This window comes from Pseudomonas sp. SbOxS1, from assembly GCF_013416725.1.
Taxonomy (GTDB): Bacteria; Pseudomonadota; Gammaproteobacteria; order Pseudomonadales; family Pseudomonadaceae; genus Aquipseudomonas.
The window spans coordinates 153,153-166,446 of sequence record NZ_JAAVXC010000001.1 but is presented as its reverse complement, the minus strand read 5'-3'; the positions used below and the strand labels follow the sequence as shown (position 1 = coordinate 166,446).

Here is a 13,294-nt window from a genome sequence, read left to right as displayed (position 1 = left end):
TCACAATGAGCCAGGACGTCTTGACCAGGGAAACCAACCGCCGCCAGTTACAGCAAATTATCGCCGGTCTGTCCGACGGCGTGATCCTGCTGGATCCCGACCAGAGCATCCTCTGGGCCAATGACGCGGCGCTGGCCATGCACGGCGTCGAGCAGATCGGTGAGCTGGGCGGCAACGCCAAGGCATACGCCAGGCAGTTCGCCCTGCGCTATCGCAATAACCACGTGGTACCGGCCGACAGTTATCCGATCAACCGGTTGGCGCGCGGCGAGACCTTCAGTGACGTGCTGGTAGAGGTGACGAGGGAGGAGCGTACCTGGGTCCATCGCGTGCGCAGCCTGGTGCTGGCCGACAGCCGTGACGAACCGGAATCGCTGGTCCTGATCATGGACGATGTCACCGACTGGGCCAGCGCCGAGCAACGCTTCGAGAAAACCTTCGCCGCCAACCCGGCACCGGCCGTGATCTGCCGCCTCAGTGATTTGCGCTACATCAAGGTCAACCCCGGGTTTCTTGAAATGACCGGCTATGCCCGCGACCAGGTGATCGGCACGTCGACCTATGAGCTGGACGTGCTGGAACAGGCTGAAAACAAGGAACTGGCCAAACAGCGCCTGCGCGAAGGCGCGACCATAACGCAGATGCAGGCCCAGTTGCGCCTGGCCGACGGTGGCAGCAAGCAAGTGATAGTCGCCGGCCAGCCCCTTGAACTCAATGACGAGCCCTGCATGCTGTTTTCCTTCGTCGACATGGAGCCCCGGCACAAGGCCGAGGTTGCCCTGCGCCAGAGCGAAGAGCGGTTTGCCAAGGCCTTTCGCCTGACGCCGGTGCCGACCCTGGTGTGCAGCGCCAGCGATCAGGTGGTGATGGATGTGAACGAAGCGTTCCTCGATACCCTCGCGTACTCCAGCGAAGAGGTGTGCGGCAAGACCATCGCCGAGATCGACTTCTTCCATGACAAAGGGGCACGGGCACGGCTCTTCACCGCACTGGAGAAAACCGCACGCCTGGACCGCGTCGACGTACGTGTGCGCGGCAAAGATGACCAACTGATCGATTGCGCCGTCAGCGCCGATACCGTGAACATCCAGGACAGCCCTTGCTACCTGCTGGTCATGATGGACATCACCGAGCGCAAACGCACCGAGCTTGAGTTGGTGTCGGCCATTGAAGAGGTGATGAAGGATGCCTCCTGGTTCAGCCGCACGCTGATCGAAAAACTCGCTAACGTGAAGAACGTCAATGCGCCGCAGTTGCCCAGCGTGTCCTTTACCGACCTGACCGCCCGGGAGCGCGACGTGCTGGAATTAATCTGTGAAGGCCTGGCGGACAAGGAAATCGCCTCGCGCCTGAAGCTGTCGACGAACACGGTGCGCAACCACGTCGCGACGGTCTATTCCAAGCTCGATGTGCACAGCCGCAGCGAGGCGATTGTCTGGGCGCGCGAGCGTGGATTGTTTTCCAGTGCATGGCGCCCCAAGGGGCAACGGTAAGGTGCAAATGCACCAGGTGATGGGGTGCAAACTCACGTTCTGCCAGGCAGGTGGCAAACCTTAGGCTAAGCGCGGACGAATGACATTTGCGATCACTCGTCTGCCCTTGGTCGCTAAAGGAACAGCCATGCACGACGAACGCACTACCCACGCCATTGCTTGCCGCAGTGGGCTACCGCGATGATCCACATATCCCAGCTGCGCACACAGCTTGAGCGGACCTTTTCGCCGCTGGCCTGTGAGTGCAACATTACCGGCGATCATTCGTTGACCATCAAGCTCTACCACCCCCTGTCAGGGCAAGTCGATCTGGTGGTCAGCGGCTTGAACGTGGCCATGCTGCAGACCCCCGAAGCGATGGCTGCGCTGATCGAAGAACTGCGCTATGAGCTCGAGAGCAATAGCCTGCAACGCCCGGACCCGGTCGTGTAGGAATTGCCAGGTTTGTCACGCCAGGACCAATGAATACGCGATAAAAAAGTACAAAAGTGATTTTTCTGCAGCCACACCGTGAACTTTCCAACGGTGTTCTGTTGTCACATCCATGTGTACTTACTTTTTCGCGGGTCATCCTATGAAAAGTCTCGGGAAACGCCTTTTTACCCCTGTTGCACTCTGTGCCGTGATTCTCGGTGGTTGTTCCAGTCCGCCGCCACCGCCACCTGCCGCGCCACCCCCTCCACCTGAAACCACCTGCCAGACCTCCGATAACACCCAGGTGATGGGTGAAATGCGCGCGGAAGGACAGGTGACGCGAGAAACCACCGTGACGCGGTGTGTCACCCAGTAAACAGAACCTGTAGGAGCGAGCCTGCTCGCGATGGTATCCAACGATAACGCTGGGAGCCTGACACCCCGTGGGTATCTCAGGCTCATCGCGAGCAGGCTCGCTCCTACAGGGGGGCGTCAAATCAGGACAGGAAGCCGCCATCGACGTTCAGGGAAACGCCGGTGGTGTAGCTCGATGCGTCGCTCGCCAGGTACAGCACGGCGCCGGCCATCTCGCTCGGATCTGCCACGCGCTTGAGCGGGATCTGCTGCAGCGCCGTGTTCAGGATCGCCTCGTTCTTCACCAGCGCCGAAGCAAACTTGGTGTCCGTCAGGCCCGGCAGCAGGGCGTTGCAACGGATGCCGAACTGCGCGCATTCCTTGGCGAATACCTTGGTCATGTTGATCACGGCCGCCTTGGTCACCGAGTAGATGCCCTGGAAGATCCCTGGAGAGACGCCATTGATCGACGCGACGTTGATGATGCTGCCACCGCCGTTTTCGCGCATCAGCTTGCCGGCTTCCACCGACATGAAGAAGTAGCCGCGGATATTGACGTCGACGGTTTTCTGGAAGGCGCTGAGGTCGGTGTCCAGCACGTTGCAGAACTGCGGGTTGGTCGCGGCGTTGTTGACCAGGATGTCCAGGCGCCCGAACTGTTCCTTGATGCCGGCGAAGACCTGGCTGATCTGTTCCATCTCGCCGATGTGGCAGGCGATGGCGGTGGCTTTGCCGCCAGCGGCGATGATCGCGTCGGCCACGTGCTGGCAGCCCTCGAGTTTGCGGCTCGAGACGATCACGTGGGCGCCTTGCTGGGCCAGCAGTTTGGCGATGGCTTCACCGATGCCGCGGCTGGCGCCGGAGACGAAAGCGATCTTGCCGTCGAGGTCGAACAACTGAGTCTTGGACATGATTTTTCCTTGTTATGGAGCCGAAATCGCTTTTCGTAGGAGCTCGCGATGCGGCGATCCGACTTGCCGGCGAAGGCGGCCTCAAGTACGCCTTCGCCGGCAAGCCTGGCTCCTACGGGTTTGTGTCGTATCAGTATCAGAGGCTGGATTTGTCGATGACCTGCAAGCTCATCTGCTCCAGCAGTTTGTTCATGTGAATGAACTGCGCGAAGCGTTTGTCCTGGGTCTGGCCATGGTAGAAGCGGTAGTAGATCTGCTGCACGATACCGGCCAGGCGGAACAGGCCGTAGGTGTAGTAGAAGTCGAAATTGTCGATTTCGATGCCTGAACGCTGGGCGTAATAGTCAACGAATTCGCGGCGGGTGAGCATGCCCGGGGCGTGGCTGGGCTGACGGCGCATCAGCTGTACCGGCGCCGGATCGCCGGCTTCGATCCAGTAGGCGAGGGTGTTGCCCAGGTCCATCAGCGGGTCGCCCAGGGTGGTCAGTTCCCAGTCGAGCACGCCGATGATCTGCATCGGGTTGTTCGGGTCGAGGATGACGTTGTCGAAGCGGTAGTCGTTGTGCACGATGCTGGAGGTCGGGTGATCGGCCGGCATCTTGTCGTTGAGCCAGGCTTTCACTGCTTCCCACTGCGGCGCGTCTGGGGTCAGGGCTTTCTCGTAGCGATCGCTCCAGCCTTTGATCTGCCGCGCCACGTAGCCTTCGGGCTTGCCGAGGTCGCCCAGGCCATAGGCGTTGTAGTCCACACGGTGCAGTTCGACGAACTTGTCGATGAAGCTCTTGCACAGGGCTTCGGTTTTCGCTGAGTCCAGCCCCAGTTCCGGCGGCAATTCGGAGCGCAGGATGATGCCGTTGACGCGCTCCATCACATAGAACTCGGCGCCGATCACTGCTTCGTCGGTACAGTGCACGTAGGCCTTCGGGCAATACGGAAAGCCGTCGCGCAGTTGATTGAGGATGCGAAATTCGCGGCCCATGTCATGGGCGGACTTGGCCTTGTGGCCGAACGGCGGGCGACGCAGGACGAACTCCTGTTCGGGGTACTCCAGCAAATAGGTGAGGTTGGACGCACCGCCCGGGAACTGGCTGATCCGTGGCAGGCCGCTCAAGCCCGGAATGTGGGCCTTGAGGTAGGGATCGATCAGGCTGGCATCGAGTTCTTCGCCGGTGCGGGTGCGGGTGGATTGGTCAGTAAGCGTCATGCTTATCCCTTCTGCTTATTCTGGAGGCCTGAAACTATTGGCTAATCTAATGCGCACACCCGGCACCCACAACCTCGAATCCCCCTTATAGGTGAGCGTGTTGCCGGGCAATCATTGCTTTTGATACACCTGTTTGAATTGTCTTACTGGACGGCTTGGGTAATGTCCTTCGGCAGTTCGATGGGGGTCAGCACCGGCTGGCCGGAAAAAAACGCCACCAGGTTGCGCCCCACCAGTTCCACAGTGCCCTGGGTGGCCTCGGGGGAGAGTCCGGCCACATGCGGGCTGAGAATGACGTTCGCCAGGACCTTGAGCGCATCCGGTACCTTGGGTTCGGCATCGAACACATCCAGTGCGGCACCGGCGATCCGCCGTTGCTCGAGCGCGGTAACCAGGTCGGCAGTGACCACCACGCTGGCACGGGCGATGTTGACGAAAAAACCGTTGGGCCCCAAGGCCTCGAGTACCTGGCGGTTGATCAGGTGCTTGGTGCCCAGGCCCCCCGGGGTGGCCGCGATCAGGAAGTCCGAGGCACGGGCCAGTTCGGTGGGCGTCGAGCAGAACTTGTAGGGCACATCGCTGCGGTGCTGGCGGTTGTGGTAACTCACCGTCATGTCAAAGCCTGCGGCAGCGCGTTTGGCGATGGCCATGCCGACCGCACCGAGGCCGAGAATGCCCAGGCGCTTGCCGGCCAGGGACGGGCGCATGATTTTTGGCCATTCACCCCGGCGTACGGCGGCATCGCAGCGGGGGACGTCGCGCACCAGCGACAGCAGCAGCGCCATGGCATGGTCCGCCACCGAGGAGGCGTTGACCCCGGCGCCATTGGTGACGGTAATGCCCCGGTCGGCAGCGGCTTGCAGGTCGACCTGTTCGTAGCCTGCGCCGATCACGCAGATGATCTTGAGGTTGGGCAGGGCGGCGATTTCATCGGCGTAGAGACCGAGCGGGCCCCGGGTCAGGACGGCGTCGATCTGGCCGCTGTGGCGGCTGATGGCCTCGGCGCGCTCGGCGGGCGTGGGCGCCAGTATCAGGTGAAAGCCCTGATGTTCGAGAATGGGCAGGTAATCATTGATGGTTTCAACCAGTACCAGAACGGTTGCAGGCATGCTTTGCTCCTGTGGGCAGCGGACAGTCGGGCTCGAACGTCGGTCGAGAGTGCTGGTTGCAAACCAATTTGGCAATCTCACTGTCTTCGCTCCTCAGTGTAGGAGCTGGCGAAGCCTGCGATCTTTTTAAGCCACGGAATATTTTTGCTGCCAGCGAATTTTCAGGCCGGGGCAGGGGGCTCTGTCAGGAAGGACTGGGCCGCCTCGAGGATTTCCTCCGACAGGGCGTCGCCCCGGGTGGCCCGCGCCAGGGTCAGCGCGCCAACCATCAGTGAATACTGCACCAGCGCCTGCTGCCGCTTTTCAGCGGCATCGTCCGAGTCCATCAGTTCGCCCAGGGCATCGAGCAGCCGGTTCAGGCCGGCCATGAACGGCTCGCGCAAGCCACTGTCGGCGTGTTCGTGGCACATGTCCCCGGCAAAGGCCACCACCGGGCAGCTTTCGCCGGGGTTGTCGCGGCTGTAGACCGAAAGATAAGGCTTGATCAGTGCCTGGCGCGCCGCCGCCTTGTCGTCGCCCTGGGTGATTCGTTCGCGCCAGCGCGTACCGGCCTCCTTGAAGGCCCGCTCGCTGGCCTCCCTGGCCAGCGCTTCCTTGGACTGGAAGTGACCATAGAAACCGCCGTGGGTCAGGCCCGCCGCCGCCATTACATCGACGACGCTGATCCCGTGCAGGCCGCGTTCGCGAAACAACCGTGTGGCGGCCTCGACGATGATTTCGCGGTTGAGGTCGGCTTGTTTGCGGGAAACGCGGGGCATGGGCGGCTCACAGGGTCAATAAGATGGTTATCAGAGTGCGTATTGGGCAATACCATTGCCGAACGACCAGTTCTCTTTCTTCACTTCCACCAGATTAATGAAAACATCCTCCAGGCGCACGGCCAGCTGCGTGTTGAGGCTTTCGACGATGGTTTTGTAGAGCAGTTTTTTCTGCTCCAGGGTTCGGCCTTCACTCAGGGTGATCTGGATGACCACCAGGTTATCGGTGCGCTGGATGCCCAGGTACTGGGGGTCGAAGATGAAGTGCTGTTCGTCGTGTTCGGCGAGGATCTGGAAGTTATCGTTTTCCGGCACACCAATCGCGCTGCGCAGGGCGGCGTAGATCAGTTGTCCGACGCGCTTGGCATAGGTGGGGTCCTGCTGTTTCTTGAGGTCGACGCGAACCAGTGGCATGGGATGACTCCAGAGGGTTGACAGGTTCTTTAAAAATACATGATGGACGACCTTTATCAAGGCTGGATTGGCGTTTGCCGATGAATTGTTGCAAAACCATGTGGGAGCGAGCCTGCTCGCGATAGCGATGTATCAGACAATGCGGGTGGTGAATCCGCCGCCTTCATCGCGAGCAGGCTCGCTCCCACAGGGTTATGCATTGTTGGAAATTTCCAAAATTGGTACCACCGTTCCTCATCTAAGTCTTTGCTTCTGTTCACTAATCCTCCAGAATCGCGCCCCTGTTTCGGCCAGGGCGCTGCCTGTCGGGTATTCCGACGCGTCCGGGCCGGGTGGCAAGTGACCGGAATGTGGAGATCCCACCGGATGAATGATCAGGCCAATAGCGTTAACGAACGCTATGTAGCAGCGACACCCGCGACGCTTTCGAGCTGGAATCGCCAAGACACCACCTGGATGCTGGGCCTGTTTGGCACGGCGATTGGTGCGGGCACCCTGTTTTTACCGATCAACGCGGGCCTGGGCGGTTTCTGGCCGCTGTTGGTCCTGGCGTTGCTGGCATTCCCGATGACCTTCTATGCACACCGCGGCCTGACCCGCTTTGTGCTGTCCGGGCGCGAAGGCGCGGACATCACCGAGGTGGTTGAGGAACATTTCGGCATCAAGGCCGGCGCGCTGATTACCTTGCTGTACTTCTTCGCCATTTTCCCGATCCTGCTGATCTACAGCGTGGCCCTGACCAACACCGTGGGCAGTTTCCTTGAGCATCAACTGCACATCATGCCGCCACCGCGCGCCGTGCTGTCGCTGGTGCTGATCCTCGGCCTGCTGGCGGTGGTGCGTTGTGGTGAGCAACTGATCGTCAAGGCCATGAGCCTGATGGTCTACCCGTTCATCGTCGCCCTGCTGTTCCTGGCGGTGTACCTGGTTCCCCACTGGAACGGCGGCATTCTCGCCACCGCCAGCGATGTGCCCGCGCCGTCGGCGTTGCTGCACACCCTGTGGCTGGCGATTCCGGTGATGGTGTTCTCGTTCAACCACTCGCCGATCATTTCGGCGTTCGCCGTGGACCAGAAGCGTCGCTACGGCGAACACGCCGAGGAGCGCAGCTCGCAGATCCTGTCCCGCGCCCACTTGCTGATGGTGGTGATGGTGCTGTTCTTCGTCTTCAGTTGCGTGCTGACCCTGTCGCCAGCGCAACTGGCTGAAGCCAAGGCGCAGAACCTGTCGATCCTGTCGTACCTGGCCAACCACTTCAGCAATCCGACCATCGCCTTTGCGGCGCCGTTGATTGCCTTCGTGGCCATTTCCAAGTCGTTCCTGGGGCACTACATCGGCGCCAGCGAAGGCCTCAAGGGCCTGATCGTCAAGAGTGGCAAGCGTCCGTCCGCCAAGACCCTGGATCGCATGACCGCCGCGTTCATGCTGGTGGTGTGCTGGATCGTCGCGACACTGAACCCGAGCATCCTCGGCATGATCGAAACCCTGGGTGGCCCGGTGATCGCGGCGATCCTGTTCCTGATGCCGATGTACGCGATTCGCAAGGTGCCGGCGATGGCGCGCTATCGCGGTCAGGCATCCAACGTCTTCGTGACGGCGGTGGGCCTGGTGGCGATCACGGCGTTGGTCTACTCCTTGACCGCGTGATCGACCGGCCTGCTCGCGCAGTGCCAAATTGACAGCTACAGTGGCCGCTGCACGTGATACGTGCAGCGGCTTTTTTTTGCCTGGAGACACCGGATTGTCGAGCGCCTCACCGCCAAACCCCGTTGAGCCACTCAATCGCTGGCAGGACCTGTTGGCAGGTTTGTCGATTGCCGGCCTGCTGCTGCCCGAGGCGGTCGCCTATTCAAGCATCGCCGCACTGGCGCCCCAGGCCGGGGTGATCGCCTTGTTCGCCGGCTTGCTGTGTTACGGCCTGTTGGGTACCAGCCGCTTTGCCATTGTCTCGGCGACTTCATCCTCTGCCGCCGTGCTGGCCGCCGCAACCGCCACCCTGGCCAATGGCGACCCGCAACTGCGCTCGACCCTGGCCGTCGGGCTGGTGCTGATGACCGGGGCATTTTTCCTCCTGGCCGGGCTGTTCAAGCTCGGCAGCGTGACGTCGTTTATCGCCAAGCCGGTGTTGCGCGGCTTTGCCTTTGGCCTGGCGCTGACGATCATTCTCAAGCAGGTCGCCAGTGTGGTCGGCGTGCACCTGACCGAGGCCAACCTGGTGCGGTTTCTGCCGCAACTGCTGGAGCAGCTGCCGCAATGGAACGGGGTCGCGGCGGCGGTCGGTGCCGTGGCATTGATCCTGTTATGGCTGTTCGCGCGGTTTCGGCGCCTGCCAGGTGGTTTGTTGGTGGTGGTGATTGGCATCGCGGCAGGGCAGTGGCTGAATCTTGCGGCCCATGGCGTGAAGCTGATCGGCGTGATCGACCTGAGCCTGGAGGTGCCGAAGTTGCCGGTATTGCCGTTCTCCGACTGGTTGCGTCTCGGTGAGTTGGCGTTTGCCATGGTGATGATTCTGTACGCGGAGTCGTATGGCTCGATCAGTGCCTATGCGCTCAAGCACGGCGATCGCGTGACCTCGAACCGCGACCTGCTGGCGCTGGGGGCGTCCAACCTGTTGTCCGCGCTGTTCCACGGCATGCCGGCGGGAGCGGGGTATTCGGCCACGTCGGCCAATGAGGCGGCGGGTGCCACTTCGCGCCTGGCCGGTATCGTGGCGGCGTTGGTGGTGCTGGCCATTGTCCTGACAGTGCTGCCTTACATCGCCCTGACCCCGGAACCGATACTCGCCGCCATCGTCATCCATGCCCTGGGACGTGGCTTGAGCCTGCAGCCGCTGGGACGGTACTTCATCTGGCGCCGTGATCGTTTGCTGGTGATCTGCGCCGTGGGTGCAGTGTTGGTGCTGGGGGTGCTGGACGGCTTGCTGGTCGCGGTGGCGATCAGTGTGTTGCTGATGCTCAAGCAGATGTCGGCGGCGGATATTCAGATTCTGGGGCGTATCGATGGCGGTCACGACTTTGTCGACCTGCAACGCCATCCAGCGGCGCAAGCCGTGCCAGGCGTGTTGATTGTCCGTCCGGGTGAAGCGCTGTTCTTCGCCAACGTCGAGCGGATTCTCGGCGGCGCCTTGCGTCTGATCCGGCACTCGCAAACGCCGGTTCATACGGTGATTCTCAGTCTTGAGGAGTCCCCCGACCTGGATGGCACCAGCATCGAGGCGTTGCAGGAATTTTTCGTACGGGTGCATCAGGAGGGCACGCGGCTGATTCTGGCGCGTCTGAAGGACGACGCGCAAGCGGCGCTGGCGGCGTTGCCGCAGGTGGAGGCCAACGCGGTTGTGCTGAGCGGGTTGAGCGTGGATGGTGCGGTACAGCAGGCCCTCCGGACCGGCTCATGACCCCTTGTGGGAGCGAGCCTGTGGTGAGGGGATTTATCCCCGTTGGGCAGCGAAGCGGCCCCAGCATTCTTTCAGGCACACCGAGTTGTCTGGCTTTGCGACTGCTTCGCAGCCGAACGGGGCGGTGCGACGTTTCGCTAAATCCCCTCACCACAGGCCCGCTCCCACAGGGGATAGCGTTCAAATTCAAGGCATAAAAAAAACGCCGCTCATCTCACGATGGGCGGCGTTTTTCATTGCGTTGCAGCGTTAGGCTTGAACGACCGGGATGTTGGCGTTCGCAGCAGCTTCACGGAACTCGGCAATCTGGTCGAAGGACAGGTAGCGGTAGACATCGGCCGCCATGCTGTCGATCTTGCCAGCGTATTCCATGTACTCCTCGACGGTCGGCAGGCGACCCAGGATGGAAGCCACGGACGCCAGCTCAGCCGAAGCCAGGTAGACGTTCGCGCCGTCACCCAGACGGTTCGGGAAGTTACGGGTCGAAGTCGACACGACAGTCGAGTTCGGCTCTACACGTGCCTGGTTACCCATGCACAGCGAGCAGCCCGGCATTTCCATGCGCGCGCCAGCCTTGCCGTAGATACCGTAGTAGCCTTCTTCGGTCAGTTGGTGAGCGTCCATCTTGGTCGGCGGCGACAGCCACAGACGGGTTGGCAGCTGACCCTTGACCTGCTCCAGCAACTTGCCCGCAGCGCGGAAGTGGCCGATGTTGGTCATGCAGGAACCGATGAACACTTCGTCGATCTTCTCGCCAGCAACGCTGGAGAGCAGGCGAGCGTCGTCCGGGTCGTTCGGAGCGCACAGTACAGGCTCCTTGATGTCGGCCAGGTCGATCTCGATGACTTCGGCGTACTCGGCGTCCTTGTCCGCTTCCAGCAGCTCAGGGTTGGCCAGCCAGGCTTCCATCGCTTGAGCGCGACGCTCCAGGGTGCGTGCATCGCCGTAGCCTTCGCCGATCATCCAGCGCAGCAGGGTGATGTTGGACTGCAGGTATTCAGCGATCGACTCTTTCGACAGCTGGATGGTGCAACCGGCAGCGGAACGTTCAGCCGAGGCGTCGGACAGTTCGAAGGCTTGCTCGACGGTCAGCTTAGGCAGGCCTTCGATCTCCAGGATGCGACCGGAGAAAGCGTTCTTCTTGCCTTTCTTCTCTACGGTCAGCAGTCCGGACTGGATCGCGTAGTAAGGAATGGCGTGAACCAGGTCACGCAGGGTGACGCCTGGTTGCAGTTCGCCCTTGAAGCGAACCAGGATCGACTCAGGCATGTCCAGCGGCATGACGCCAGTGGCTGCGGCGAACGCAACCAGGCCGGAACCGGCCGGGAACGAGATGCCGATCGGGAAACGGGTGTGCGAGTCGCCACCGGTACCGACGGTGTCTGGCAGCAGCATGCGGTTCAGCCACGAGTGGATGATGCCGTCGCCCGGACGCAGGGAAACGCCGCCGCGGGTCATGATGAAGTCAGGCAGGGTGTGGTGGGTGGTCACGTCGATCGGCTTTGGATAAGCCGCGGTGTGGCAGAAGGACTGCATCACCAGGTCGGTCGAGAAGCCCAGGCACGCCAGGTCTTTCAGTTCGTCACGGGTCATTGGACCGGTGGTGTCCTGGGAACCCACGGTGGTCATCTTCGGTTCGCAGTAGGTGCCCGGGCGAACGCCGGTCACGCCGCAAGCCTTGCCGACCATTTTTTGCGCCAGGGTGAAACCCTTGGTGCTTTCAGCCGGTGCTTCAGGCTTCTTGAACAGCGTCGAAGGTGGCAGACCCAGCTCGGCGCGAGCCTTCTCGGTCAGGCCACGGCCGATGATCAGCGGGATACGGCCGCCAGCACGAACTTCGTCCAACAGGACCGGGGTCTTCATTTCGAAGGTGGTCAGGACTTCGTCGGTGCCGTGCTTGCAGACTTTGCCAGCATGCGGGTACAGGTCGATCACGTCGCCCATGTGCATGTTGGAAACGTCGAATTCGATTGGCAGTGCGCCAGCATCTTCCATGGTGTTGTAGAAGATCGGGGCAATCTTGCTGCCGAAGCAGAAGCCGCCGGCACGCTTGTTCGGCACGTAGGGAACGTCGTCGCCGAAGAACCACAGTACCGAGTTGGTGGCCGATTTACGCGAAGAACCGGTACCGACCACGTCGCCGACGTAGGCGATCGGGAAGCCGGCGTTGCGCATTTCTTCGATCTGCTTCATCGGGCCGGTGACGCCTTGTGCGTCAGGCACGATGCCGTCGCGAGCCATTTTCAGCATGGCCAGGGCGTGCAGCGGGATGTCCGGGCGGGACCAGGCATCAGGAGCAGGGGACAGGTCGTCGGTGTTGGTCTCGCCAGTCACCTTGAACACGCGCAGGCTGATCTTGTCGGCCAGGGTAGGGCGCTTAACGAACCATTCGCCGTCAGCCCAGGATTGCAGTACGCCCTTGGCGTGAACGTTGCCGTTCTTGGCTTTTTCAGCCACGTCGTGGAAGGCGTCGAACATCAGCAGGGTGTGCTTGAGTTCTTCGGCAGCTACTGGCGCCAGCTCGGCGTCGTCCAGCAGGTTGACCAGGGTCACGATGTTGTAGCCGCCCTGCATGGTGCCGAGCAGTTCAACAGCGCGCTTCTTGTCGATCAGGGGGGATTGGGCTTCGCCTTTGGCGATGGCGGACAGGAAGCCGGCCTTGACATAGGCTGCTTCGTCCACTCCAGGCGGAACGCGATTGGTGATCAGGTCAACGAGGAATGCTTCTTCGCCAGCCGGGGGATTCTTCAGCAGCTCGACCAGGCCTGCAGTTTGTTCGGCGTTAAGCGGCTGGGGAACGATACCCAGTGCTGCGCGCTCTTCGATATGTTTGCGGTAGGCTTCAAGCACAGTTATTACCCTCATCAGTGGTCCCAAATGGGTGTCCGGGACGCTCATCCCGAAATTGCCGTACTCATGCGCTGTATGGCGTTGTGAGCCACTTAGCCAGAATTACCGACAATTCCTTACAGAAGCTGCTTTCAAAGTTTTACGCCTGCAGAACGGGAGCTGATGAGGGTTGGCGCAAGGCTTTTCCCCGCTGGAAAAACCCTTCGCCAACACCGCTCTGAAGGAACGACTGTGCTCGTGACGCTTTGAAAACAGCTTCTAACGGACATTGGCGCCTAAAAAGGCAGGCTGATTCTACGGCAAAAAAAAATTAAAGGTAAGTTGGCGACTGAAACTTTGAGGGGTGATCAATGTTAGACAAAGGGCTAACATGCCGTCCTGTTTTGCTTTTCG

The 13,294-nt window shown here is 61.0% G+C and carries 10 protein-coding genes and 1 pseudogene; 5 read left to right on the top strand and 6 right to left on the bottom strand.

Annotated elements, in window-relative coordinates; all coding sequences use genetic code 11:
• The first annotated feature begins 5 nt into the window (after positions 1–5).
• From HFK74_RS00665 to HFK74_RS33395, 3 genes and pseudogenes are all read left to right on the top strand, one after another.
• Entirely contained in the window at positions 6–1,493 is a 1,488-nt protein-coding gene (locus HFK74_RS00665; RefSeq protein WP_180201942.1) for a helix-turn-helix transcriptional regulator, read from the top strand.
• A 180-nt stretch (positions 1,494–1,673) separates the two neighbouring features.
• On the top strand, positions 1,674–1,925 hold the full coding sequence (locus tag HFK74_RS00660; RefSeq protein ID WP_180201941.1) for a DUF1652 domain-containing protein: 252 nt from the start codon (positions 1,674–1,676) through the stop codon (positions 1,923–1,925).
• Between the two features lie 388 nt (positions 1,926–2,313).
• A pseudogene (locus HFK74_RS33395) lies at positions 2,314–2,391 on the top strand (outer membrane lipoprotein carrier protein LolA); the annotation flags it as partial.
• 13 nt (positions 2,392–2,404) lie between these two features.
• On the opposite strand, the gene HFK74_RS00655 reads toward HFK74_RS33395, so the two are convergent.
• From HFK74_RS00655 to HFK74_RS00635, 5 genes are all read right to left on the bottom strand, one after another.
• On the bottom strand, positions 2,405–3,172 hold the full coding sequence (locus tag HFK74_RS00655) for an SDR family oxidoreductase (RefSeq protein ID WP_007976320.1): 768 nt from the start codon (positions 3,170–3,172) through the stop codon (positions 2,405–2,407).
• 136 nt (positions 3,173–3,308) lie between these two features.
• On the bottom strand, positions 3,309–4,376 hold the full coding sequence (locus HFK74_RS00650) for a phosphotransferase family protein (RefSeq protein WP_180201940.1): 1,068 nt from the start codon (positions 4,374–4,376) through the stop codon (positions 3,309–3,311).
• Between the two features lie 143 nt (positions 4,377–4,519).
• Positions 4,520–5,485: a 2-hydroxyacid dehydrogenase gene (locus tag HFK74_RS00645; protein WP_180201939.1), complete on the bottom strand. Its 966-nt coding sequence runs from the start codon at positions 5,483–5,485 to the stop codon at positions 4,520–4,522.
• A gap of 161 nt (positions 5,486–5,646) precedes the next feature.
• Positions 5,647–6,243, bottom strand: coding sequence for a TetR/AcrR family transcriptional regulator (locus tag HFK74_RS00640; RefSeq protein ID WP_180201938.1), 597 nt, complete (start codon positions 6,241–6,243; stop codon positions 5,647–5,649).
• Positions 6,244–6,273: 30 nt separating this feature from the next.
• Positions 6,274–6,657, bottom strand: a complete 384-nt coding sequence (locus HFK74_RS00635; protein ID WP_110752056.1) for a tautomerase family protein — start codon at positions 6,655–6,657, stop codon at positions 6,274–6,276.
• A 366-nt stretch (positions 6,658–7,023) separates the two neighbouring features.
• Between HFK74_RS00635 and HFK74_RS00630 the strand changes: the two genes are divergently transcribed.
• Together HFK74_RS00630 and HFK74_RS00625 are read left to right on the top strand one after the other, a co-directional pair.
• Entirely contained in the window at positions 7,024–8,304 is a 1,281-nt protein-coding gene (locus tag HFK74_RS00630) for a serine/threonine transporter (protein ID WP_180201937.1), read from the top strand.
• Positions 8,305–8,398: 94 nt separating this feature from the next.
• Positions 8,399–10,051, top strand: coding sequence for a SulP family inorganic anion transporter (locus HFK74_RS00625; RefSeq protein ID WP_180201936.1), 1,653 nt, complete (start codon positions 8,399–8,401; stop codon positions 10,049–10,051).
• A 249-nt stretch (positions 10,052–10,300) separates the two neighbouring features.
• Here HFK74_RS00625 and acnB read toward each other — a convergent pair whose 3' ends face one another.
• Positions 10,301–12,901, bottom strand: coding sequence for a bifunctional aconitate hydratase 2/2-methylisocitrate dehydratase (gene acnB, locus HFK74_RS00620; RefSeq protein WP_180201980.1), 2,601 nt, complete (start codon positions 12,899–12,901; stop codon positions 10,301–10,303).
• Between the last annotated feature and the right edge of the window lie 393 nt (positions 12,902–13,294).